Source organism: Methylobacterium sp. GXF4 (assembly GCF_000272495.1).
GTDB classification, from domain to species: Bacteria; Pseudomonadota; Alphaproteobacteria; order Rhizobiales; family Beijerinckiaceae; genus Methylobacterium; species Methylobacterium brachiatum.
The window spans coordinates 1-23,062 of sequence record NZ_AKFK01000017.1; the positions used below are offsets into that span (position 1 = coordinate 1).

24 protein-coding genes are annotated in these 23,062 nt (G+C 70.5%); 6 read left to right on the forward strand and 18 right to left on the reverse strand.

The window, feature by feature from the left end:
* On the reverse strand, nt 1-459 hold a 459-nt coding region (locus WYO_RS02775; RefSeq protein ID WP_007558805.1), incomplete at its 3' end, for a MucR family transcriptional regulator.
* Between the two features lie 299 nt (nt 460-758).
* On the opposite strand from WYO_RS02775, the gene WYO_RS02780 reads away from it, so the two are divergent.
* A complete protein-coding gene (locus WYO_RS02780; protein ID WP_007558808.1) occupies nt 759-2,564 on the forward strand; it encodes an outer membrane beta-barrel protein in 1,806 nt (601 codons plus the stop codon).
* A gap of 5 nt (nt 2,565-2,569) precedes the next feature.
* Here WYO_RS02780 and WYO_RS02785 read toward each other — a convergent pair whose 3' ends face one another.
* Nucleotides 2,570-3,274, reverse strand: a complete 705-nt coding sequence (locus WYO_RS02785) for an SDR family NAD(P)-dependent oxidoreductase (RefSeq protein WP_007558810.1) — start codon at nt 3,272-3,274, stop codon at nt 2,570-2,572.
* Between the two features lie 58 nt (nt 3,275-3,332).
* The gene (locus WYO_RS02790) at nt 3,333-3,821 is read right to left on the reverse strand and encodes a nucleoside deaminase (RefSeq protein ID WP_039902047.1); all 489 of its coding nucleotides are present in this window, start codon (nt 3,819-3,821) and stop codon (nt 3,333-3,335) included.
* Nucleotides 3,822-3,971: 150 nt separating this feature from the next.
* Between WYO_RS02790 and WYO_RS02795 the strand changes: the two genes are divergently transcribed.
* The 4 genes from WYO_RS02795 (at nt 3,972) to rsmD (ending at nt 6,984) form a co-directional block, all read left to right on the forward strand.
* Nucleotides 3,972-4,163: a CsbD family protein gene (locus WYO_RS02795; RefSeq protein ID WP_007558814.1), complete on the forward strand. Its 192-nt coding sequence runs from the start codon at nt 3,972-3,974 to the stop codon at nt 4,161-4,163.
* Nucleotides 4,164-4,240: 77 nt separating this feature from the next.
* A complete protein-coding gene (locus WYO_RS29605) occupies nt 4,241-4,417 on the forward strand; it encodes a DUF1328 domain-containing protein (protein WP_007558816.1) in 177 nt (58 codons plus the stop codon).
* 147 nt (nt 4,418-4,564) lie between these two features.
* Nucleotides 4,565-6,430 carry a pseudouridine synthase gene (locus WYO_RS02805; RefSeq protein WP_007558818.1) on the forward strand — a complete coding sequence of 622 codons (1,866 nt, stop codon included), beginning with the start codon at nt 4,565-4,567 and terminating at the stop codon, nt 6,428-6,430.
* Nucleotides 6,427-6,984, forward strand: a complete 558-nt coding sequence (gene rsmD / locus WYO_RS02810; protein ID WP_007558820.1) for a 16S rRNA (guanine(966)-N(2))-methyltransferase RsmD — start codon at nt 6,427-6,429, stop codon at nt 6,982-6,984. The genes WYO_RS02805 and rsmD overlap by 4 nt, the downstream gene beginning before the upstream one ends.
* A gap of 7 nt (nt 6,985-6,991) precedes the next feature.
* On the opposite strand, the gene WYO_RS02815 is transcribed toward rsmD, so the two are convergent.
* The 4 genes from WYO_RS02815 to WYO_RS02830 all read right to left on the reverse strand — a co-directional run bounded on the left by WYO_RS02815 (nt 6,992) and on the right by WYO_RS02830 (nt 9,732).
* On the reverse strand, nt 6,992-7,345 hold the full coding sequence (locus WYO_RS02815; protein WP_007558822.1) for a cupin domain-containing protein: 354 nt from the start codon (nt 7,343-7,345) through the stop codon (nt 6,992-6,994).
* An 80-nt stretch (nt 7,346-7,425) separates the two neighbouring features.
* Entirely contained in the window at nt 7,426-7,875 is a 450-nt protein-coding gene (locus WYO_RS02820) for a helix-turn-helix transcriptional regulator (protein ID WP_007558824.1), read from the reverse strand.
* A 382-nt stretch (nt 7,876-8,257) separates the two neighbouring features.
* Nucleotides 8,258-9,196, reverse strand: coding sequence for an alpha/beta hydrolase (locus tag WYO_RS02825; RefSeq protein ID WP_007558826.1), 939 nt, complete (start codon nt 9,194-9,196; stop codon nt 8,258-8,260).
* The gene (locus tag WYO_RS02830) at nt 9,193-9,732 is read right to left on the reverse strand and encodes a phasin family protein (protein ID WP_007558828.1); all 540 of its coding nucleotides are present in this window, start codon (nt 9,730-9,732) and stop codon (nt 9,193-9,195) included. The genes WYO_RS02825 and WYO_RS02830 overlap by 4 nt, the downstream gene beginning before the upstream one ends.
* Nucleotides 9,733-9,985: 253 nt before the next feature.
* On the opposite strand from WYO_RS02830, the gene WYO_RS02835 reads away from it, so the two are divergent.
* The gene (locus tag WYO_RS02835) at nt 9,986-11,638 is read left to right on the forward strand and encodes an AMP-binding protein (protein WP_007558831.1); all 1,653 of its coding nucleotides are present in this window, start codon (nt 9,986-9,988) and stop codon (nt 11,636-11,638) included.
* Between the two features lie 4 nt (nt 11,639-11,642).
* On the opposite strand, the gene WYO_RS02840 is transcribed toward WYO_RS02835, so the two are convergent.
* The 11 genes from WYO_RS02840 to WYO_RS02890 form a co-directional block, all read right to left on the reverse strand.
* On the reverse strand, nt 11,643-11,975 hold the full coding sequence (locus tag WYO_RS02840) for a DUF6285 domain-containing protein (protein WP_007558833.1): 333 nt from the start codon (nt 11,973-11,975) through the stop codon (nt 11,643-11,645).
* Between the two features lie 2 nt (nt 11,976-11,977).
* A complete protein-coding gene (locus tag WYO_RS02845; protein ID WP_007558835.1) occupies nt 11,978-12,988 on the reverse strand; it encodes a phosphotransferase family protein in 1,011 nt (336 codons plus the stop codon).
* Nucleotides 12,989-12,991: 3 nt separating this feature from the next.
* Entirely contained in the window at nt 12,992-13,759 is a 768-nt protein-coding gene (locus WYO_RS02850) for a glucose 1-dehydrogenase (protein ID WP_007558837.1), read from the reverse strand.
* Between the two features lies 1 nt (nt 13,760).
* Nucleotides 13,761-14,939, reverse strand: coding sequence for an acetyl-CoA C-acyltransferase family protein (locus WYO_RS02855; protein WP_007558839.1), 1,179 nt, complete (start codon nt 14,937-14,939; stop codon nt 13,761-13,763).
* Nucleotides 14,940-15,214: 275 nt separating this feature from the next.
* Nucleotides 15,215-16,420: an acyl-CoA dehydrogenase family protein gene (locus tag WYO_RS02860; RefSeq protein WP_007558841.1), complete on the reverse strand. Its 1,206-nt coding sequence runs from the start codon at nt 16,418-16,420 to the stop codon at nt 15,215-15,217.
* Nucleotides 16,421-16,576: 156 nt separating this feature from the next.
* Nucleotides 16,577-17,014 (reverse strand): helix-turn-helix domain-containing protein, encoded by a 438-nt coding sequence (locus tag WYO_RS02865; RefSeq protein ID WP_165486538.1) that lies wholly within the window; start codon nt 17,012-17,014, stop codon nt 16,577-16,579.
* A 394-nt stretch (nt 17,015-17,408) separates the two neighbouring features.
* Entirely contained in the window at nt 17,409-19,361 is a 1,953-nt protein-coding gene (gene mutL, locus WYO_RS02870; protein ID WP_007558845.1) for a DNA mismatch repair endonuclease MutL, read from the reverse strand.
* A gap of 78 nt (nt 19,362-19,439) precedes the next feature.
* On the reverse strand, nt 19,440-19,793 hold the full coding sequence (locus WYO_RS02875) for a hypothetical protein (protein WP_007558847.1): 354 nt from the start codon (nt 19,791-19,793) through the stop codon (nt 19,440-19,442).
* Between the two features lie 90 nt (nt 19,794-19,883).
* Nucleotides 19,884-20,870, reverse strand: coding sequence for a branched-chain amino acid ABC transporter permease (locus tag WYO_RS02880; protein ID WP_007558849.1), 987 nt, complete (start codon nt 20,868-20,870; stop codon nt 19,884-19,886).
* 23 nt (nt 20,871-20,893) lie between these two features.
* Nucleotides 20,894-21,781 (reverse strand): branched-chain amino acid ABC transporter permease, encoded by an 888-nt coding sequence (locus WYO_RS02885; protein ID WP_007558850.1) that lies wholly within the window; start codon nt 21,779-21,781, stop codon nt 20,894-20,896.
* A gap of 28 nt (nt 21,782-21,809) precedes the next feature.
* Nucleotides 21,810-23,027: an ABC transporter substrate-binding protein gene (locus tag WYO_RS02890; protein ID WP_007558851.1), complete on the reverse strand. Its 1,218-nt coding sequence runs from the start codon at nt 23,025-23,027 to the stop codon at nt 21,810-21,812.
* Nucleotides 23,028-23,062 lie beyond the last annotated feature (35 nt).

The window sequence follows — 23,062 nt, forward strand, 5'->3', positions numbered from 1 at the left end:
GGCGGCGGGGGCTTCCTCCACGGGGGCCGCTGCCGCACCGCGGGACTTGCGACGCTGCTGGCCGAGGCCGAGGGCGCGGGCCAGCTCGGAGCGCTGCGCCGAATAGCTCGCCGCCGTCATCGGGTAGTCCCGCGGCAGGCCCCATTTCTCGCGGTAGGCTTCGGGGCTCAGACCGCGCAACGTCAGGTGACGCCGCAGGGTCTTGTAGGGCTTGCCGTCTTCGAAACTGACGATGTGGTCGTGCGTGATAGACTTCCGGATTTGCGCCGGGCTCATCTTTTCCACGACGGTCGAAGACCCCGTCCCCGAAGCCGAAAGGCTGTTCAGGGCTGCGTGAATGCCGCCGATCAGGCCCGGAAGTTCCGAGGGCGGCACCGAATTGTTCGACACATAGGCCGCGATGATATCGACCGCCAGCTCAATGTGTTCGGCCTGCTCAGCTTCAGCGCTATCGCTCACGTTGAACCTCTGACGTAGCAACTATCCGGTTCGCTCAATCCCGTAAGGATCGTATCGAATTCTGCCAGACGCTACCGGATTTGCGAGAAAAGCTCAATCGCTACTTTTGCACGCAAACGAAATTTAAGAGCGACTGGCCGTCGGCTGGACGTGCCGCGCTGGTTCGGCGTTGACGGCGCATTAACCATGCCGACGCTAGCTTACGTTAACCATACCGACGACCTCGGAGGCGCCGGCGTGATCTGTAGATCCGGCCTCATAGGCCGCGATGCGTAGGTGGAGGCCAAGATCAGGTGCGGATGGCGGGCGCCGATCGGCGGGGACGGCAGGACATCAGGCTCGCCCTCGCGGCCCTGACGCTCGCGCTCGCCGCATCGCCCGTCCTCGGCCAGCGCTTCGACGCGACCAGCCCGGTCACCGGCCAGCCGGACAATCCCGGGATCGGACAGGATACCGCGCCGAACGGTCTTCCGGCCCTCCGGCGGCGCGTCCCCGACGGCCTGTCCCGGGATGACGGCCGTGCTTCCTCCGGCGGAGACCCGACGGGCGGCGAGCAGACCGGGGGCGACAGCCTGCGGTCCCCGCTCTCGCCGGCGATCCCCACGCAGAGCCAGCCGGGCCTCTCGCAGCTCGGGACCCGCATCACCGGCAGCGGCCAGCGCACCGGCGGATCGACCACGGCGCCGAGCAACCGCACGCCGTCGAGCCTGCTGCGCTCCCGGGCCGCCCCGCCCCGGCGCATCGGTTCCCCGACGCGCAGGGTCACCCAGGAGGTCACGCAGGTGCCGGCGCCGGCGCTGCGCCTGACCCCGGTGATCCAGCAGGCCGTGGTCGGCGTGCCGGTGCAGCCGGTCCTGGCGTCGCGCCCCGTCCTGCCGCTCTTCGCGATCACCCCGGCCCTGGGTCTGCTGACGCCGGGATTCATCCTCGGCACCGACCTCGCTCGGCCGATCCCGACCGATCCGGCCTACGCGCCGATCGGCTACCGGATCGGCACCTTCACGGTGCTGCCGAGCTTCGCGCAGAGCATCGGCTACGATTCGAACCCGGACCAGACCAACCGGCAGGCCGCCCGGGGATCGGTGGCCCTGCGCACCGAGGCCGCGGTGGATTTCCGCAGCGACTGGTCCTCCAGCTCGCTCCAGGGCGCGCTGCGCGGCTCATACCTGGAGACGCCGCAGAACGAGGCCGCCAGCCGGCCGGCCGCGGACGGCACCGTCCGGCTGCGCATCGACGTCAACCGCGACCTGCACGTCGACGCGGAGGGCCGCTTCCTCGTCGACACGCAGCGCACGTCGAGCCCCAACCTTCAGGCCGCCGCGGCGACGAGCCGGCCGCTGCTCGCCGTCTACGGCGCGTCGCTCGGCGCCACGGAGACGTTCAACCGGCTCTCCGTGACCCTGCGCGGCTCGGTCGACCGCTCGCAATTCGACAACGCCCAGCTCGCAGGCGGCCAGACCATCAATCAGGCCGACCGCAACCTGAACCAGTACAGCCTGCAGCTGCGCACCGCCTACGAGGTCAGCCCGGACCTGAGCCCCTTCGTGGACCTGCTGGGCGATACCCGAATCTACGATCTGCGCCGGGACACCAACGGCATCCGCCGCGATTCCGACGGCATCGCCCTCATGGTCGGGGCGAGCTTCGGCCTCGCCCGCTCGATCACCGGCGAGATCTCGGCCGGCATCCAGCACCGCTCCTACGTCGATCCCTCCTTGCGGGACATCGACGCGCCGCTGGTCAACGCCGCGCTGGTCTGGTCGCTGAGCCCGCTCACCACCGTCCGGTTCACCGCGGCGACGGGCGTGACCGAGACCACGATCCTCGGCTCGAGCGGCATCCTCACCGAGGTCGCCACCGTCGAGCTCCAGCACGATCTGCTGCGCAACCTGTCGATCGTGTTCGGCGGCTCGTTCCTGAAGAACGACTACCAGGGCAGCACCATCCGGGAGAACGGCTTCTCAGCTACCGCGCGGCTCGATTACCGCTTCACCCGGTGGCTGACCTTGCGGGGGACCTACATCTACCAGCAGATCGACAGCACGTCGGTGGGCTCGAGCTTCCGCGACAACACCTTCCTGGTCGGCCTGCGGGTCAATCCCTGACCGCGTCAGAAGCGCTCGACCCAGGGGCGCAACTCCAGCTCCGAGGTCCAGGCGCTGCGGTCCTGGCGCAGCAGGTCGCGGTAGGCGCGGGCGATCGCGTCCGGGTCGAGATGGCTGTCCGGGGCGTCCGGCGGCTCGCCGCCCCGGGCCGGATTCCGGATCGCGCCGTCGATCACCACGTGGGCGACGTGGATGCCCTGCGGCTGCAATTCGCGGGCAAGGCTCTGGCCGAGGCCCCGCAGCGCAAATTTCCCCATGGCGAAGGGCGCCGAGCCGGCAAAGCCCTTCACGCTCGCCGAGGCGCCGGTGAGCAGGATCGCCCCGTGCCGGTGCGGCAGCATCCGGCGCGCGGCGGCCTGCGCCACCAGGAAGCCGCCATAGGCGGAGACCATCAGGGATTGGGCCACCGCCGCCGGATCGAGATCGACCAACAATCCGCGCAGCCGGCCGCTCGCGTTGTAGACGACCACGTCGGGCGCGCCGCGGAGCGCCGGCTCCAGGCGCGCGAACAGGGCCTCGACGTCGCTCGGGTCGCTCGCGTCGCAGGCATGGATGGCCGCGCCGGTCTCGGCCGCGAGGGCCGACAGCTTCTCGACGTTGCGGGCCGCGAGCCCGACCTTCAGCCCGTCCGCCGCCAGGAGCCGGGCGAGCGAGGCGCTGAGGCCGGAGCCTGCCCCGACGATCAGGGCGCGCGAATAGGTCGGTGTCATGGGCGGACGCTCCGTTCGATCCTCTGAGGATGCCGCGACGGCCCGCGTCTTCAAGCCCTCAGGTGCGACGCTCCGCGAAGAAGGTGCGCAGGAGTTCGGCCGCCTCGGTCTCGCGGAAGCCGCCATAGACCTCCGGTGCGTGGTGGCAGGTCGGCTGGTTGAACACCCGCGGCCCGTGCTCGACCCCGCCGCCCTTGGGGTCGGCCGCGCCGTAATAGAGCCGCCGGATCCGGGCGAAGGAGATCGCGCCGGCGCACATCGGGCAGGGCTCCAGGGTGACGTAGAGATCGCAGCCGGTCAGGCGCTCGTCGCCGAGGGCCGCGCAGGCGGCGCGGATCGCCAGGATCTCCGCATGCGCGGTCGGGTCGTGGAGCGCCCGCGGCCGGTTATGGGCGACCGCGAGCACCCGACCGTCGCGGACCACGACGGCGCCGACCGGCACCTCGCCGGCCGCGGCCGCCGCCCGCGCGGCGGCAAAAGCCCGGTCGAACGCCCCTTCGGCGCCCGCGGATTCGTGCTCCGCTCGGTGGATCGGTTCGGCCGCCACTGTGTTTATCACCCCATCGCCGGGACAGGCACCGACCGGCGCCGGACACTGATCCAGGTCAATGTTAATGCCTGGAACATTCCTCTCAGCACCGATGTTGCCATATCGATTGCGGCGCCGCCGCGAGATGATTGGACGGAAGGAAACGCCATGAGCAGCACCACCGACAAGATCAAGGGCGCGGCCAACGAGGCCCTCGGCAAGGCCAAGCAGGGTCTGGGTGACGTGACCAACAACGACAAGCTGAAGACCGAGGGCGCCGCCCAGGAGCTCAAGGGCAAGGCCCAGGGCACCGTCGGGGATGCCAAGAGCGCCGTGAAGTCGGCGACCGACAAGATCTGAATTCGCTGACCCGACGGGATCGGAATCCGCCGCCGGCGGGTTTCGATCCTGAACCGGCTGAACTTCGTGAGGATGCCATGATCGGTTGGGCTATCACGTTTCTCGTCGTCGCTCTCGTGGCGGCGCTTCTGGGTTTCGGCGGCATCGCCGGCACGGCCGTCGAGGCGGCCAAGATCGTGTTCTTCGTGGCGATCGCCCTGTTCCTGATCTCCGCCGTGTTCGGCGTGATGCGCGGGCGCTCTCCGAGACTCTGAACGACGCAAATCTGAAACGACGCGCCGAAAGGCGCGTGAGCCGGGGCGGTCCATTTGGGCCGCCCCTTTGCGTTCGGGCGGGGCATATTCCTTTGCCGCCGCTCAACCCGTCTCGCCTGTCCGGGCCGGCTCTGGTAAGGCCGGCGCATGAGTGACTTGCCGAAAGACGACGGTCCGGGGGCTTTCGCCCAGCCGGACGCTGAGACCACGCGAACCGAGCGCTGGACGCCCGCGACCGATGCGGGCAGCGAATCCGCGACGCCGCCGAAGGGCCAGCCGTCCGCGAGCGAGCCGAAACCGCCCCGGCCCTCCGTCCCGGCCGAGCCCGTGCCCGAGCTTGCGGAGGCCGACGGCGAAGCGGCCACACCGCCCGGCGAGCGCATCGCCAAGGCGATGGCCCGGGCCGGGATCGCGTCGCGGCGCGACGCCGAGGCGATGATCCTGGCCGGGCGCGTCAGCGTCAACGGCGAGACGCTGACCTCGCCCGCGCGCAACGTCACCGACGACGACACGATCCTGATCGACGGCGAGCGCATGCCGGCGCGCGAGCGCAGCCGCCTGTGGATCTTCCACAAGCCGCGCGGCCTCGTCACCACGGCGCGCGATCCGGAAGGCCGCCAGACGGTCTTCGAGGTCCTGCCCGAGGATCTGCCCCGGGTCGTGGCGGTCGGCCGGCTCGACATCAACACCGAGGGCCTGCTGCTGCTCACCAACGATGGCGGTCTCGCGAAAGTGATCGCCCATCCCGACACGGGCTGGCTGCGCCGCTACCGCGTCCGCGCCCACGGCGACACCGATCAGGCGCAGCTCGACAAGCTCGCCAAGGGCGTGACCATCGACGGGATGGAGTACGGCCCGGTGGAGGCGACGCTGGACCGGGTCCAGGGCGACAATCTCTGGCTGACGCTCGGTCTGCGCGAGGGCAAGAACCGCGAGGTCAAGCGGATCCTCGAACATCTGGGCCTGTCGGTGAACCGGCTGATCCGGCTGTCCTTCGGTCCGTTCCAGCTGGGCGATCTGGAAGTCGGCCTCGTCGAGGAAGTGCGCATGCGCGTCCTCAAGGACCAGCTCGGCAAGGCGCTCGCGGAGCAGGCCGGAGTGGATTTCGAGAGCCCGGTCCGCGAGCCGATCGGCGCCTTCGGCAGCTCCAAGAAGGCCGAGCGCGCCCCGGCGCCCGCCGGCACCCGCAACGCCGCGCGCCCCGCGCCGGCACCCCGGGTCTCGACCGGCGGGGTCGGCTCCGGCCCGCGCAAATCCGCCTGGCGGGCCGAGGAGGAGACCGGTAAGCCGCGGGCCGCCCGTGTCCCGCGCCGGGGCGCCGATCCCCGCGCGTCACAGGCGGCCGCGGCCGAGCGCGGCCATGAGCGGGTCGGCTCATTCCAGAAGGGCGACCGCCGGGTCGTCGTCGAGCGCCTCGCTCCGAGCCCGGTCGAGCCGGTCCAAGAGGAGAAGCCGCGTCGGCGTTACGCCGATCGCGGCGCCCCCGAGGGCGGCCAGCGCAGCGCGGCGGGCCGTCCGGAACGTGGCGGCTGGGATAGAGGCGGACCGTCGGCGCGGAGCGATCGCGGTCCGGGCGAGCGGCCGAGCTATGGGGACCGTTCGGGACCGCGCGATTCGGCGCGGAGCGCGTCCGGTCCGCGCGACGACGCCCGGCGCGACGATCGCCGCGACGCGAAGCCGGCCGGACGCCGGGATCGCCCGTTCGCCGGAGCGTCGGCCGAGGGCGCCCCGCGCGGTGGCGGGGGCTTCCGGAGCGAGCGGTCCGGCCCCGGGGGCAAGCCCGCTTTCGGCGGCGCGAAGCCCGGCGGTGGATCGCGCCCGGGCGGCAAGCCCGGCGGTTTCGCCGGCAAGAGCGGCGGCGGCTTCGGCGGCAAGGCGCCCGGCGGTTTTGTGGGAAAGGGCCCGGGCGCCAAGCCCGGCGGACGTCCGGGCGGCTTCAAGGGCGGTGGCAAGCCCGGTGGCGCGAGACCGGGTGGCGCTGGCGGCGGGCGTCCGCCGCGCGGAGGCCGATGAGGATCGTCGGCGGTGCGTGGCGCGGCCGCAAGCTGGCGACGCCGCGCACCGATGCGATCCGCCCGACTTCGGACCGGTTGCGCGAATCCCTGTTCAACGTCCTGACCCATGCCTACGACGACGTGGTCGTGGGCGCGCGGGTGCTCGACCTGTTCGCGGGAACCGGCGCGCTGGGTTTCGAGGCGCTGTCCCGCGGCGCTTCCTACGCCCTCCTGGTCGATGAGGGCGCCGAGGCGCGCGCTGTGATTCGCTCGAACATCGAGGCCTTCGGCGCGGAAGGCGTGACCCGGCTGTTCCGGCGCGACGCGACCCGCCTCGGGCCGGTCGGCACCACGGCGCCGTTCTCGCTCGTCTTCTGCGATCCTCCGTACAATCGCGGCTTGGCGCCCGAAGCGCTGGCGAGCGCTGCCGCTGGGGCCTGGCTCGCCCCGGGTGCCCTGGCCGTCGTGGAAGAGGCCGAGGGCGTCCAGCCCGCATGGCCCGAGGGCTTCACCGCGCTGGAGCGTCGGGTCTACGGCGACACCGCGGTGGCCCTGGCGCGCTTCGCGGCCTGACAACGCGTCAGGGTTGAGGCTCCGCCCCGACCTCAGGGCCAAAATGAATCGCCAGCCAGATTGTCGGCGAATCGGTGCGCTCGACCCGGTGCCGACGATGGGGCTCGATCAGCACGCTATCGCCCGCCGACAGCGTGCGCGGCGCGGCCTCATCGGCGAAGCGCAGCGCGGCGGACCCCGCCAGCACCGCCACCCATTCGGCATGGGGCTGATCGTAATGGAAACCCGGCGGGCTAGCCTGCCCGGTCGAGACGATGCGCTCGACCCGCAAGCCGGGCGCCGCGTGCAGGATGGTGACGACCTCCTCGGAGGCTCCAAGGTCGAGATCGGCGTAGAGGTTCGTCAGGTGCAGAGCCGCCATCGCCGTCGCCTCTCGAATCAGGATCGCGAGACGACGTGTGGCGGGGAGTGGTGCCGGTCAACCGGCGGCGGCTGCCGGGTTCAGGCTGACGGCGCGGCACCGTTGGTCGAAGCCTTCTGCGCCGCGCCGTCCGCGGGGGCGGTGGCATGGCCGATCCGGGCCGCGGACTTCACCAGCGCGATGACATCGCGGCGCATCTGGTCGTCGCCGATCTGATTGTAGGCCCGCAGCAGTTCCACGGCCCCGGCGACCCGGAGCAGGGCCGGGCCGTTCTCGCTCGACGCTTCCGGCTCCGGCTCGAAGAAACTCGACACCGGAACGCCGAGGCGCTCGGCGATCGCCTGGAGCCGCCCGGCTCCGACGCGGTTCTTGCCGGTCTCGTATTTCTGAACCTGCTGGAAGCTGACGCCCAATGCACTGGCCAGGGCGGACTGGCTCAGCCCGTTGGCCGCCCGCAGGAACGCGATCCGGCTGCCGACCCCGTGATCGATGGCCGTGGTCTGCTTCGGCTTGGGGGTGGGGTTGGACATGATGAAAAGTCCGAACTTCTTCAGGTTGCGGCAATCGTGGTCGTCAGACCTTGGCCGCCGTTCACAACCCAAAGGTGCAACATCACGCGGCTAAGGTCCAAACGTGACGCATGTTAGTGCCATAGTGCAGCCGAGTGCGCAACGAATGGTCACGCTTGTGCCACCATGCAGAGCGAACATAGCCACCTCGGTTTCGCAATCGTGCCAAGGCGATCGACACACAGATCGGCGACCGACCAATTTTGAGGAAAACGACTACGCCGGTCGGGACTTTCCGGGAATGATCGACTGCGCGCGATTGCCTGCGGCCCAAGTGATTCGCTTTTGTCTAAACTGGCGCACGCCCCATCGACCGGACTTCGATCTGTGCTAGGCCCTCCGCTCAGGCGGCGGGACCGAGCCAATCGGTGACGATGCGTAGTTGATCCGCGTCGAGCAGAGCCGGTGCGTGCCCGCAATCCGGGATCTCGACGCGCTCGGTGGGCGGTCCGCGGCGGGTCATCTCGTCCGCCGTGGAGGCGAGGAGCAGTTCCGAATGCTCGCCCCGCAGCAGCAGGACCGGGCAGGTGATCGCGTCCCAGTCGCGCCACATGCTGACGCTGTAGACCCGCCCTGGCCGGAACGCGTCGCCGATGCCGGGATCGTAATGGGGCCGCCAGCCGCCGTTGGGCTCCGGGAAGAAGCTGTGCTTGGCGATGTGGCGCCACTGTTCGTCCGTGAGCGGGCCGAAATCCGACAGCACGGTCCGCAGGCGCGATTCGCCAGACGCTAGGTTGTGGTGGAGGCGCGGCGCGTCGCGCAGCCGCGTGCCGATGTGGCGGATCGGCGCCCAGGGCAGGAACGGTCCGATATCGTTGATGACCATCCGGCGGATCGGGGTGTTGGCCGCGGCGGCCAGCACCATGCCGGTGAGGCCGCCGAGCGACGTGCCGACCCAGTCAATCTTCCCGCTGATCCGCAGATGCCCGATCAGCGCGGCCATGTCGGCCGCGTATTGGGGCAGGCCGTAGAGTTCCGGATCCTTGAGCCAGCCGCTCAAGCCCCGCCCGGGCAGGTCCGGGCACACGACCCGGTAGCCCATCTTCGCCAGCTTATAGCCGAGCGGGTCGAAATCCCGGCCCTGCCGGCTGAGACCGTGGACGCAGACGACCACGTGCGGGCTGTCCGGGTCGCCCCATTCGACATAGGCGATGCGGTGGAAATCGTGGGGCGCGTAGGCCGCGAAATGGCCGGTCCGGAACGGCACGTCGGCGCGGCTGAGGTCGTCGAGTCGCGGCATGGATTCGGGTGCCGCCACGCGCTCGGCAGCCAGCGCGGTCACGGGGTTTCCGTGCGCGACGCGGCCTCGCGGGCGAGGCGGCTGGTCGTCTGGTGCAGGTCGACCATCTGGTCGGTCAGGCGACGCGACTGCTCCTGCATGAACGTGACGTGCAGCGCCGCCATCTCGCGGGCATCGGCCGCCTTGGCCAGCCGCTCGGCGAAGTCGAGGGAGGCGCGGACATTGGTGTCCGAGGCGACCAGCATGCGGTGCCCGATCTCCCGCATGGCGGCCATCGTGTGCGCGGCATTGTCCTCGAAGGCGTTGTAGAGCCGCGCGCCGGCGGCGTCCCATTGCTCGCGCATCCTCCGGGCGCCCGCGACGTTGCTGTCGGAGAGCTGGTGCGCCGTCTCACGGCTCGAGCCCATGACCGAGCGCCAACCTTCGAAGCTCTGCGCAATCGAGGTCTCGAAGGCGTTGAGCGCCATCTCGCCGGCCTCCGCGAAGTGTTCGTAGGCCTCGCGGACCCGGGCGAGGCTGCCTTCGGCGAGATCGCGCCCGGCCTGCGGCGAGACCATCGGCAGGTTGTCGTCCTTCACAAGCCTCTCCCGCGTTTCGACCGTGCCGCCGCCGCGACGGGCAGCACCCCCGGCATCCGCCAGGGCGGCGGCCTCGTCAACCGCCGCGGCCTGACAGAACAACCGATCGGCCCGACAGGTTTCCGCATCCGTGCAAGGGGATGATGACAGGCCCCGCCTGTAACCAACGCGGCGATTGACAGTCCGGCGGGGCGCGACGTCATCTCTTGGTCACGCGCACGCCACGCCAGACGCCCGATCAGAAGGCCGAGAGATGACGGAGACAGATCCGCCCCGCGCGGGCGCCCAGGAATCCGCCCGTCATTCGTTCGAGACCGGCCTCGACCGGACCCCCGCGAATGACGTCCCGCTAACCCCCGCCAGCCTGCTCGCCCGGGCGGCCGCCTCGGTCGGGGCCCGAATTGCGGTCATCGACGGAGCGCGGCGCCTGACCTACGCCGACCTGTATCGCCGCTGCCGCCGCCTCGCCTCGGGGCTGGCTACGCGGGGGATCGGGCGGCTCGACACGGTGGCGATCCTCGCGCCGAACGTGGCGGAGATGATCGAGGCGCATTTCGCCGTGCCGATGCTCGGCGCCGTGCTGAACCCGCTGAACACCCGCCTCGATCCGGCGACGATCGCGTTCTCCCTGGACCATGGCGGCGCCCGGGTGCTGATCGTCGAGGCCGAGTACGGGGCTCTCGCCGCCCGGGCGCTCGCCGACCGAGCCGGGCCGATCCTGGTGGTGGAGATCGGCGCCAGCGGCATCGCCGGCGCAATTCCCTACGAGACCGTGCTCGCGGAGGGCGACCCGGACTATGCCTGGCCCGGCCCGGCGGACGAGTGGCAGTCGCTCTGCCTGCTCTACACCTCGGGCACCACCGGCGACCCGAAGGGTGCGGTCTACAGCCATCGCGGCGCCTATCTCCAGGCGCTCGGCAACGCCGTCACCTTCGGGCTCACGGGCGAGAGCGTGTATCTCTGGACCCTGCCGATGTTTCATTGCAGCGGCTGGTCCTATCCCTGGGCGAGCGTCGCGGCCTGCGCCACCCAGATCTGCCTGCGCAAGGTCGAGCCGGCGGCGATTTTTTCGCTGATCGCCGAGCATGGGGTGACGCATCTCTGCGGCGCGCCGATCGTGCTCTCGATCATCGCCCACGCCCCGGCCTCGGATCGCGTGCCGTTTCCGCAGCGGGTGCGCTGCGCGGTCGGCGGCGCAGCTCCGTCCTCGACGATCATCCGCACGATGGAGGAGCTCGGCTTCCAGGTCACGCATCTCTACGGCGCCACCGAGAGCTACGGCCCGGCGACCGTCTGCCTGGAGCAGCCCGACTGGGCCGACCTGCCGGACGACGACCGCTACGCCCGGATGGCCCGCCAGGGCGTACCCCTCGCCACCCTCGAAGCCGCCATCGTGGTCGACCCGGACACCGACCGGCCGGTGCCGCAGGACGGGCTGACCGTCGGGGAGATCTGCCTGCGCGGCAACACGGTCATGAAGGGCTATCTCGGCAATCCCGACGCCACCGCGAAGGCGCTCGCCGGCGGCTGGTACCGCACCGGCGACCTCGCCGTCTGGCACCCCGACGGCGCCGTCGAGATCAAGGACCGGGCCAAGGACATCATCATCTCGGGCGGGGAGAACATCTCCAGCCTGGAGGTCGAGGAGGTGCTGATGCGCCACCCCGCGGTGATGCTGGCCGCCGTGGTTGCGCGTCCGGACGCGACCTGGGGCGAGAGCCCCTGCGCGTTCCTCGAGATGAAGCCGGGCGCGGCGTCCCCCAGCGATCAGGAGCTGATCGCGTTCTGCCGGGAGCGGATGGCGCGGTTCAAGGTGCCCAGGACGGTGGTGTTCGGCCCCCTGCCCAAGACCTCGACCGGCAAGATCCAGAAATTCGTCCTGCGCGAGCAGGCCCGGGCGCTCTGAGACGTCAGGCGCCCGCTTTCGCCGGCTTCCAGATGTCGGCGGCGGCATCCGCGGCGGCGCTGAGCGCATCGTGCAACTCCGGGTCGGCATCGCGCGCGCCGGCCCGGATCGCCCGGACCAGATCGTCCAGCGCGTCATCGCCCGGGCTGCCCAGGACCCGCGTGCCGGCGTCCTTCAGCCGACCTGCCTGAGCGAGCTCGCGGGCGGCGATGCCGATCGCGTTGGCCACCATCAGGGCGACGTAGCGCGGCCGGCCGGCGAGGCCCGGGACGACCTCCTCGGTGAGCGCCCGGCGGGCGGCGTCGAGGAGCGCGGCGCCGGAGGGTTCGTCCTGCATGCTCAGTTCCAGCTTTCCGGGGCGGTCGCCCGCAGGATCGTGCGTTCCAGCTCCGGCACCATCCGGCCGGTGAGGGCCAGCTCCAGGGAGAATTCCCGGCCCGACACGTGGCGGGCGCCCTGTTCCAGGGCGATCACCGCCCAGCGCAGATGCGCCAGCACCTCCCAATAGGCGACGCTCGCGGGGTCGATCGCGCGCCCGCTCTCCTGCGTGTAGCCCCGGTAGAACGCCGCCCGGGAGCCGATGCCGCCGGCCTCGAGATCCGGCCGCCCGAAGCGCCAGCAGGCGGCGCAGAACCAGCCGAGATCCTGCGCGGGATCGCCCCAGCCGGCAAACTCCCAATCGAGGATCGCGGTGAGCCCGGATCCGTCGACCATGTAGTTTCCGGTTCGGAAATCCCGATGCACCAGGGCCGGCGACGGACAATCCAGCGCCCGGACCTCGCCCCAGCGCAGTCCCCACTCGATCGCCGGGCGCTTGGCGCCGATCCCGTCGAGGCTGGCGCGCAGGCGCGCGATCTCGGCGCGCGCCGGCTGCGCCTCGGGCGCCCCCAGGAAGGCCAGCCCAGCGGGCGGCTCCCGCGGGTCGAGAGCACCGTGGATCCGGGCGAGTTCCCGGCCGAGCGTCTCGGCCAGAACCTCCCGGTCGCCGCCGAGAGAGAGATCCTTGACGATGCGCGGCCCGAGACCCACGCCCTCGACCAGGCCCATCAGCGCGAAGGGGGCGCCGACCACGGCGGGATCGTCGCAGAACCCGACCGGTTCCGGCACGCGCACGCCGGCCCGCCAGACCGCCTCCAGGATACGGAACTCCTCCGCCCGCGAACGGCTCGACGCGATGGTCGCGGCGGCGTCCATCCGGAGCACGAAGGCCCGCGCCGTGTCGCCGATCCGGCACTGAACCAGCCGGTTCTCCTGGATCGAGCCGCCCCCCAGCGGCCGAATTTCCTCGATGGCGAGGTCCGGACAGCCGAGATGCTCGGCGATCCAGTCACGCAGCCGCTCCTGTTCCATCGGCTAAAGACCCGACACGAGGTGGCCGCCGTCGACCGCGATGACGCTGCCGGTCATGTACGACCCGGCATCCGACGCCAGCAGCAGGAGCGGCCCGTCGAGCTCGGACGCCTCGCCCAGACGGCGCTGCGGCACGCGCTTGATCAGCGCCTTGCCGGGCTCGGACTCGAAGAACGCGTCGTTCAGCTCGGTGGCGATGTAGCCGGGCGCGAGCGCATTCACCCGGATCCCGTGGCGCGCCCATTCGAGCGCCAGGCTCTTGGTGAGCTGCACGACGCCGGCCTTCGAGGCGGCGTAGGGCGCCAAGCCGCCGGTGACCCGCAGGCCCAGGATCGACGCGATGTTGACGATGCTGCCGCCGGCCCCGTGCCGGACCATGCGCCGCCCGGTCGCCTGCGCCACCAGCCAGACACCCTTCAGATTCGTGTCGAGCACGAAATCCCATGCGGCCTCGTCGAGGTCGAGAGCCGGTTTCGTTGCGGTGACGCCGGCATTGTTGATGAGCACCGACACGGGCCCGAACCGCGCCTCGGCGGCATCGAGGGCCTGCTCGACGCTCGCGGCCTCGGTCACGTCCAGGACGATGGCGTGCGCCTCGCCCCCCTCCCCTTCGACCCGGGCGACGGTCTCGGCGAGCGCGTCGGCGCGGCGGGCGCCGAGCGACAGGCGGGCGCCGGCCCTGGCCAGCGTGACGGCGAAGTGGCGGCCGAGGCCGCTCGACGCGCCGGTGACCAGAACGTGCCGGCCGGTGAGATCGAACAGGCCCGCCATCTCAGTGCAGCCGCTCGATCGCCATGGCGATGCCTTGGCCGCCGCCGATGCACATCGTGACGAGCCCATAGCGGCCGTTCACCCGGGCCAGCTCGTAGAGCGCCTTCACGGTGACGATCGCCCCCGTGGCGCCCAGGGGATGGCCGAGCGCGATGGCGCCGCCATTCACGTTGACCTTGTCGGGGTCGAGGTCGAGGGCGCGGGAGACCGCGCAGGCCTGGGCCGCGAAGGCCTCGTTCGATTCGATCACGTCGAAATCGGCGGCGCGCAGGCCGGTGCGTTCCAGCAAGCGCTGCACGGCCGGCACCGGACCCATGCCCATCTCGGAGGGATCGACCCCGGCATGGGCGTAGCCGACGATCCGGGCGAGCGGCCTCGACCCGTCCCGCTCGGCCGCGGGCGCACTCGCCAGTACCACGATCGCGGCGCCGTCGTTGAGGCCGGACGCGTTGCCGGCGGTGACGCTGCCGGTCTTGGAGAAGGCCGGGCGGAGCTTGGCGAGATCCTCGGCGCTGGTGGCCTTCGGGTGCTCGTCGGTGTCGAACGCCACGGTCTCGCGCTTGCGCTGGACCTCGACCGGCAGAATCTGGTCGCGGAACCGGCCCTCGCGGATCGCGCGCGCGGCCCTGACCTGGCTCTCGGCGGCGAAATCGTCCTGCATGGTGCGGGAGATGCCGTAGCGCTCGGCGACATTCTCGGCGGTGACGCCCATATGGCCGTGGCCGAACGGGTCGTTGAGCACGCCGACCATGTAGTCGACCAGGGCGGCGTCGCCCATCCGCTGGCCGAAGCGGCCGGTCTTCAGCAGGTGCGGCGAGCGGCTCATGCTCTCGGCGCCACCGGCGACCGCAACCTCCGCATCGCCCAGCATGATTACCTGGGCGGCCGAGACGATCGCCTGCAGGCCGCTGCCGCACAGGCGGTTGACCGTGAGCGCCGGCACTTCCTTCGGCACCCCGCCCTCAATGGCCGCGACCCGGGCGATATAGGCGTCCCGCGGCTCCGTCGGGATGACGTTGCCCAGAACCACATGGCCGACCGCCTCGGGCGCGGTCCTGGCGCGCTTGAGCGCCTCCGCCACGCATCGGGCCGCCAGCTCGGCCGGCGGGATCGCGGCGAGCGAGCCCCCGAAGGTGCCGATCGCGGTGCGCACCGCACCGGTGATCACGACATCGGTCATTGTGTTCGGACCTTTCCTCACCTTGGACGGTCACCGATCCATGCGTTCGCAGAGCCGGCTTTCGTTCTTCATTACGGGCGGCGTACAGAATCGATCATCCCACCCACGCCCTCATCCTGAGGTGCCCGGCGATCGAAGATCGCTGGGCCTCGATGGAGACCTCCAGCCAGCCGCCCGATACCGGGAGGCCTCCTTCGAGGCGTCCGCTGGGCGGACGCACCTCAGGATGAGTGGGTTGGGTCGGATGTTCGCTTTCTAAGGCGGAACAACACCCATCACCCCTCGACCCCCCAAGTCCAAAACGAATCGCCCTCGGCCTCGAGATTCCGGTTGAGCACCATCTTGTGGACCTCGTCGGCCCCGTCCACCAGCCGGGCTTGGCGAGCGTAGCGGTAGATCCATTCGAGCGGCGTGTCGGTGGAGTAGCCGCGGGCGCCGTTGATCTGGATGGCGATGTCGGCCGCCGCGTGCACCAGGTTGGCGACGTGGACCTTGGCCATCGAGACCTCCTTGCGGGCAAAGCTCCCCTGGTCGAGCGCCCAGGCCGCCTTCATCACCAGCAACCGGCCGATCTCGATCCGCATGGCCAAGTCACCCAGCATGAGCTGGATGCTCTCCCGGTCGGCGAGCCGGATCCCGAAGCCGTGCCGCTCGGCCGCGTAGGCCCGGGCGATCTCGACGCAGCGCTTCGACAGGCCGAGCCAGCGCATGCAATGGGTCAGCCGGGCCGGGCCGAGGCGGATCTGGGTCAGCTTGAGGCCGTCGCCCTCGTTCATCAAGACGTTCTCGGCCGGGATCTCCAGCCCGTCGAACAGCAATTCGCAATGGCCGCCATGCTCCTCCGGACCCATGATCGGGATCCGGCGCAGGATCTCCCAGCCGGGCTGGTCCTTGTGGAACAGGAAGGCCGTGAGCCCTTTCCGGGCATCGTCGGAGGTGCGGGCCATCAGGATGAAGTGGGCGGCCTCCTCGGCCCCCGTGATGTACCATTTGCGGCCGGTGACCACGTAGGTGTCGCCCCGCCGCTCGGCCCGGGTCTGGATCATGCCGGGATCCGAGCCGCCGCCGGGATGCGGCTCGGTCATGGCGAAGGCCGACCGGACCTCGCCGCGCACGATCGGCGCCAGCCATCGCTCCTTCTGGGCCGGGGTGGCGACCTTCTCCAGCACCATCATGTTGCCGTCGTCGGGGGCGGCGGAATTGAACACCACCGGCCCGAAGATCGAGCGGTTCATCGCCTCGTAGCAGACCGCCATGCCGACCTTGTCGAGCCCGGCCCCTCCGGTCTCGGGCTTGAGCTGCAGGCACCACAGCCCCTCCGCCTTGGCCAGCGCGCGCAGCCGGGCCAGCTCGGCCAGGCCGATATTTCCGTGCGCGTCGTAGGCCGACCGGTCCGCCTCCACCGGCAGGATCTGCGCATCCACGAAGGCGGCGATCCGCGCGCGGTAATCCTCGACGCGGCTAGAGATGGTGAAATCCATGGTCGCGGGCTCCGGCGGCGGCGCGGTGCGGGTCAGGGAAGGTGATGCGCTAGAGTCGGGGTATCAGGTCTTCGGTCCAGACAAAGCACGTCGGATATGATCCGTTCGTGGGACAGGCGCGGACTCGTGTCGCGTCCAACCCTCAGGCGCGGCCGGCTATGAAGTGGCGGAGGCGAGCGGTTTCTCCAGGGCCGATCGGACCTCTTCGGGCATCCGGTCGATGACGTGGAGATAGCCGAGCGCCGCCGGGTCGGGCTTGCGTCGGCCGGTCTCCCAATTGCGAATGGCCGACACATCGAGACCGTAGCGCAAGGCGAACTGCTCCTGCGTCAGCCCCAGGCGCTCGCGAAGATCCCGGACATCGACCGCGCCGCGTTTCACCTCAGCGGCTTTGCATCCGGCTCGGCGCAGATCGTCCGCCAGTACGCTCGCATCCTCGACCGTGGGAAGCTCGACCACCGCGTAGCCCCGGGAGAGGACCTCCTCGACGACGCGCTTCGCCCGGAGAAGGCTAATTCCGCGCTTAGCCAGGGCGAGTGCCGCGGGGATCGCCAGGACCTGCTGGACGCCCTCGACCGGGGTCAGCGAGATCACCGCGGGCAACCCGGATGTGACGCGGGATATGTCCCGGACGGGCCCCAGACGTGCGAGCCGCTCCCTCAACGATGAGTTCATCGAAGCCGGTCTCCTCGACGGCCCAGCGCGCCAGACGCCGGAGATTGGCCGGCCCGATCGCGCCGCTGCCGCCCTCGGAATGCATGTGGACCCCGAAGAGCCGCAACCTGCGTCCCTCATCCTCGAGAGCGACTTCGGCCATGAGGTGAAGCGCCCCGGCCGGTGTCGCCATCGTCACCGTGATGACGTCGCCGCCCGTGACGCCGTCATCGCGGAATTCGAAGGTTACAGCGCTTCGATCCCAGCGATTATGGTACGCCATTGGCACGGTCGTTTCAACGAGCACCCCTCCCGTTCGAGCCGCACCGCTTTGTCACCGGCGGCCGAACAGTCGCTCGATGTCGGAGAGCTTCAACTCGATCGAGGTCGGGCGGCCGTGGTTGCACTGGCCGGAATTGGGCGTCGCCTCCATCTCGCGGAGCAGCGCGTTCATCTCTTCCGGACGCAGGCGCCGCCCGGCGCGGACCGAGCCGTGGCAGCTCATGCGCGAGAGTACCGCGTCGAGGCGCCGGCCGAGGGGGCCGCCCTCGGTGGCGGGGGCGCCGCCCTCCTCGTCGCCGCTCGCCTCCAGCGCGTCGAGGATGTCGGTGACGAGATCGCGGATCGAGGCGCCGATCAGGGCGGCCGGCACCTCGCGTACCAGCACGGCGCCGGTCCCGAACGCCTCGATCAACAGGCCGAGCCGGTCGAGATCCGGGGCGGCGGCGACCAGGCGCTCGGCGGCGTCGGGGCTCATCTCGACCACGTCCGGAATCAGCAGGCCCTGGCGGGCGATGCCGCCGCGCGCCCGCTCCGCCTTCATGCGCTCGTAGACGAGGCGCTCATGGGCGGCGTGCTGGTCGACGATGACGAGGCCGTCCCGGGTCTGGGCCAGGATATAGGTCTCGTGGATCTGCGCGCGCGCGGCGCCGAGCGGGTGGTCGACGGCCTCAGCCGCCTCGGGCGCCAGGCGGACATCCGCCTGGGGCGGCGCCGCGAGATCCGCCGGCCCTTCGAACGGGGCCTGCGCCGCCTCGCCGAAGCCCTCCGGCTCCCCGAAGACCGGGGCGGCCTCGGCCGGCTCGGGCGCCGGGCGCCAGCTCTCGGTCCGGCGGTAGCCCGACGGCGCCGCCACGGAGGGTGTGCCGGCCGGGAAGAAGCTCGGCCGCGCGGAGCGGAACAGGCTCGGCGCGGCCGCGCCGGTATGGGTGGCGAGCGCCGGGCCGGCGGGGCGCAGGGCGTCGAGGGTCCGGCTGGCCCCCGTGGTGGCCGAGCGGGCGCCGCCCCGGCGCAGGGCGTCGTGGATCGCGCTGACCACCAGCGCCCGCACCAGGCCGGGCTCGCGGAAGCGCACCTCGGTCTTGGCCGGGTGGACGTTGACGTCGACCAAGTCGGGATCGCACGCGATGGCGAGACCCAGAACTGGATGGCGGTCGGAGGCCAGGGTGTCGGCATAGGCCCCGCGCACCGCGCCGAGCAGCAGCCGGTCGCGCACCGGCCGGCCGTTGACCACGAGGTGGATGTAGCCGGCGGCGCCGCGGTGATAGGTCGGCAGGCCGACATGGCCGGTCACGGAGAAACCCTCCCGGGCGAGCGAGACCGGCAGCGCGTTGGCGGCGAAATCGGGGCCGAGCACCGCGGTCAGCCGGCGCAGCTCGCCCTCAGGGCCGGTCTCCGCCGGGAGCAACAACGGCTGGCCCGCATCGGCCCGCAGGGTGAAGCGGATCCCGGGCTGGGCCACCGCGAGCCGCCGCAGGGTCTCGGCGATGGCCGAATTCTCGGCCCGGTCGGATTTGAGGAATTTCAGCCGGGCCGGCGTCGCCGCGAACAGCTCGGTCACCTCGATCCGGGTGCCGCGCTGGGCCGGGGCCGGCCGGACCGCGCCCTTCAGCCCGGCCTCGACGGTCAGGCTCGCCCCGGCCTCGGCCCCCTCGGGGCGGGTGGTGATGGCGAGCCGCGACACGGCGCCGATCGAGGGCAAAGCCTCGCCGCGGAATCCCAGGGTGTCGATGGCCGAGAGGTCGCCGCCCGGGAGCTTCGAGGTGGCGTGGCGCTCGACGCACAGCGCCAGATCCTCCGGGCTCATGCCGCGGCCGTCGTCGACCACCCGGATCAGCCGGCGGCCGCCATTCTCCACCACCACGTCGATCGTGCGGGCCCCGGCATCGATCGCGTTCTCGACCAGCTCCTTCACGGCCGAGGCCGGGCGCTCCACCACTTCGCCCGCGGCGATGCGGTCGACGAGGATCGGGTCCAGGCGGCGGATGACGGGTTGAGGGGCGGACATCGGGGCGCACGATAGCCGGCGAGCGGCGGCGCTCCTAGCGTACCGGATGACAGGGACCGTGTCGCGAAGCCGCGGCGTTCAGGCCCGGCGGCTCGAACCGCCCAGCGAGATGCGGCTGCCGGCGGGCCGGGCGCCGTGGCTCGGCGCCTTGTAGGGCCGGCGGGACGCGTCGTAGAGGGCGGTGCCGACGAGGCCGGCGGTGCGGCGCAGCGTGGCGCCGTCGCAGGTCGCCGCGACGCGCACGCCGATCTCGTGGGTGTGGCTGCGGCCGTACAACCAGACCGCAAGACGCGCCCGTGTCGCCTCCGGGATGCCGTCCAGGATGTAGGTCGCCGCGTCGGCGTCGGCCTTGATCAATCGGCCGACGGTCTCGACCGGGATCGGGCAATCCGCCGCGGGATCGTCGATGCTCAGCGGCTGGGTCTTCGTCATCTTCAAACCTGTCAGCCTGGGAACTGCAGGTTGAGCCGCCGTGGTTAACGATCCGTCAACGCGCCGGCGCCGGCTGCCTGCGGCCGCCCGTCACAGCGGCTTGCGGATGATCCGGGCGATCAGCCCGACGATGCCTTCCCGGAACAGCAGCACGCAGAGCACGAAGACGCAGCCCTGGATGATCGTCACCCAGGCGCCGAACTGCGCCAGGTACGTCTCCATGGTGACGATCACCAGCGCGCCGACGATCGGCCCGAACACCGTGCCCATGCCGCCGACCAGCGTCATCAGCACCACCTCGCCCGACATCGACCAGTGGACGTCGGTGAGCGAGGCGAGCTGGAACACGATCGCCTTGGTCGAGCCGGCGAGCCCGGCCAGGGTCGCCGAGAGGACGAAGACCGCGAGCTTGTACTGGTTGGCCCGGTATCCGAGCGAGATCGCCCGGGGCTCGTTGTCCCGGATCGCCTTCAGCACCTGCCCGAACGGCGAGTGGATGATCCGGTAGATCAGCAGCATCCCGGCCATGAAGACCACGCAGACGACGGCGTACATCGCCCGGTCGTCCGCCAGGCTGAACACCCCGAACAGGTTGCCGCGCGGCACCGCCTGGATGCCGTCCTCGCCGCCCGTGAATTTGGCCTGCAGCGAGAAGAAGAACGCCATCTGGGCGAGCGCCAGGGTGATCATCGAGAAGTAGATGCCCTGGCGCCGGATCGCCAGGGAGCCGAAGACGAGCCCGAGCAAGGCCGCCGTCGCGGTGCCCGACAGGATCGCCAGTTCCGGGGTGAAGCCGAGGCTTTTGGCCGTGTAGGCGCAGAGATAGCTCGCCATGCCGAAATAGGCGGCGTGGCCGAACGAGAGCAGGCCGCCGTAGCCGAGCAGCAGGTTGAAGGCGAGCGCGAACAGCGCGAAGCACAGCACCTTCATCAGGTAGACGGGATAGAGCACCAGCGGCGCCGCGATCAGCAGCACCGCGATGCCGACGAAGATCATCCGGTGCAGCGCCTTGTCGTCGCGGCGCGTCGGCAGCGCGGCGGCGATCGGTGCAGCGTCGATGGCGGCGGTGTCGGCCATGGGGATCGAGCCTCAGATCTCTATCAGGCCGTGCGCCCGAACAGGCCGGCGGGTTTGACGAGCAGCACCAGCACCATGATCACGAAGATCACGGTCGCCGACGCCTCCGGGTAGAACACCTTGGTCAGGCCCTCGACCAGGCCGAGCGCGAAGCCGGTGATCACCGAGCCGATGATCGAGCCCATGCCGCCGATCACCACCACGGCGAAGACCACGATGATGATGTCGGCACCCATATTCGGGTTCACCGAGTAGATCGGCGCCGCGAGCACCCCGGCGAAGCCCGCGAGCGCCACGCCGAACCCGTAGGTCAGGGTCAGGAACAGCGGCACATTGACCCCGAAGGCCTGGACCAGCGTCGGATTCTCGGTGGCGGCCCGCAGATAGGCGCCGAGCTTGGTCTTCTCGATGACCAGCCAGGTGGCGATGCAGACGGTGAGCGAGGCCACCACCACCCAGGCCCGGTAGTTCGGCAGGAACATGAACGGCAGGCGCTGGCCGCCCGACAGCTCGGCCGGGATCGCGTAGGGCAGGCCCGAGACCCCGTACTGGTTGCGGAACAGGCCCTGGATGATCAGCGCCAGGCCGAAGGTCAGGAGCAGGCCGTAGAGGTGGTCGAGCTTGTAGAGCCGGGCGATCAGCACCCGCTCCAGCAGGATGCCGAAGGCGCCCACCACCAGCGGCGCCAGGCCCAGCGCCCACCAGTAGCCGAGCCCGACATAGGTGAGCAGCATCCAGGCCACGAACGCGCCCATCATGTAGAGCGCGCCGTGGGCGAAGTTGATGATGTTCAGGAGCCCGAAGATGATCGCGAGCCCGAGCGACAGGATCGCGTAGAACGAGCCGTTGATCAGGCCGAGCAGCAATTGCCCGAACAGGGCCTGGGTCGGCACGCCGAAGATCATGGTCATGGCCGTCCTCCGTGCCGGACCCGCACCGTCAGCCCTTCACCAGCGGGCAATTGCCCTCGTTGAGCGGCCGGAAGACCTGATCGCCCGGGATCGTCTCGAGCTTGTTGTACAGGTCCCACTCGCCCTTCGACTCGGACGGCTTCTTGACCTCGAACAGGTACATGTCGTGGATCTTGCGCCCGTCGGCGCGGATCGTGCCCTTGCCAAACAGAGGGTCGTCGGTCGGCATCGCCTTCATCTTGGCCACGACGGCGGCGCCATCTTTGGCCGTTTTCAGCTCGGCCATCGCCTTGAGGTAGTGGAGCACGTCAGAGTAGACGCCTGCATGGTTGGCGGTGGGCTTCGAATTGCCCTTCATCTGCTTGGCGAAGCGGTCCGAGAAGGCCCGGGTCTGGTCGTTCAGGTCCCAGTAGAACGGCTCGGTCAGGACGAGGCCCTGCGCGACCTTGGTGCCGAGCGAGTGGACATCCGAGGAGAACACCAGCAGGCCGGCGAGCGCCTGGCCGCCCTCGGTGATGCCGAACTCGCCGGCCTGCTTGATCGCGTTGATCGTGTCGGTGCCGGCATTGGCGAGCCCGATCACCTTGGCGCCGGAGCCCTGGGCCTGGAGCAGGAACGAGGAGAAGTCCGAGGTCGGGAACGGCGTCTTGACCGAGCCGATGACCTTGCCGCCGTTCTTGGTGATCACCGCGCTGGTGTCGCGCTGCAGGGTCTGGCCGAACACGTAGTCGGCGGTGAGGAAGAACCAGGTGTTGCCGCCGCGCTTGACCATGGCGCCGCCGGTGCCGTTGGCGAGCGCCACCGTGTCGTAGACCCAGTGGATCGTGTTCGGCGTGCATTGCGGGCCGGTGAGGTCGGCGGTGCCGGCGCCGGTATCGATGAAGACCTTGTTCTTCTCCTTGGTCACCTGGCTGATCGCCAGGGCGACCGACGAGGTGACGCCGTCGGTGATCATGTCGACGTTGTCGCGATCGTACCATTGCCGGGCGATGGCCGCGCCGACATCGGGCTTGTTCTGGTGGTCGGCCGAGACGATCTCGACCTTCAGCCCGTGCTCGGCGGGCTTGAAATCCTCGACGGCCAGTCGGGCGGCGACCACCGACCCCTCCCCGCTGATGTCGGAATAGGCCCCCGAGCGATCGCCCAGGATGCCGATCTTCACATTCGTCTGCGCGCTCGCGCCGCCCATCATCAGGGCACCGGCGAGGGCGGCGAGGGAGACGGACCCGATGAGACGTCCGAACATGGTCTTCCTATCCTCCAGCGGCGCAGCGGATCCCG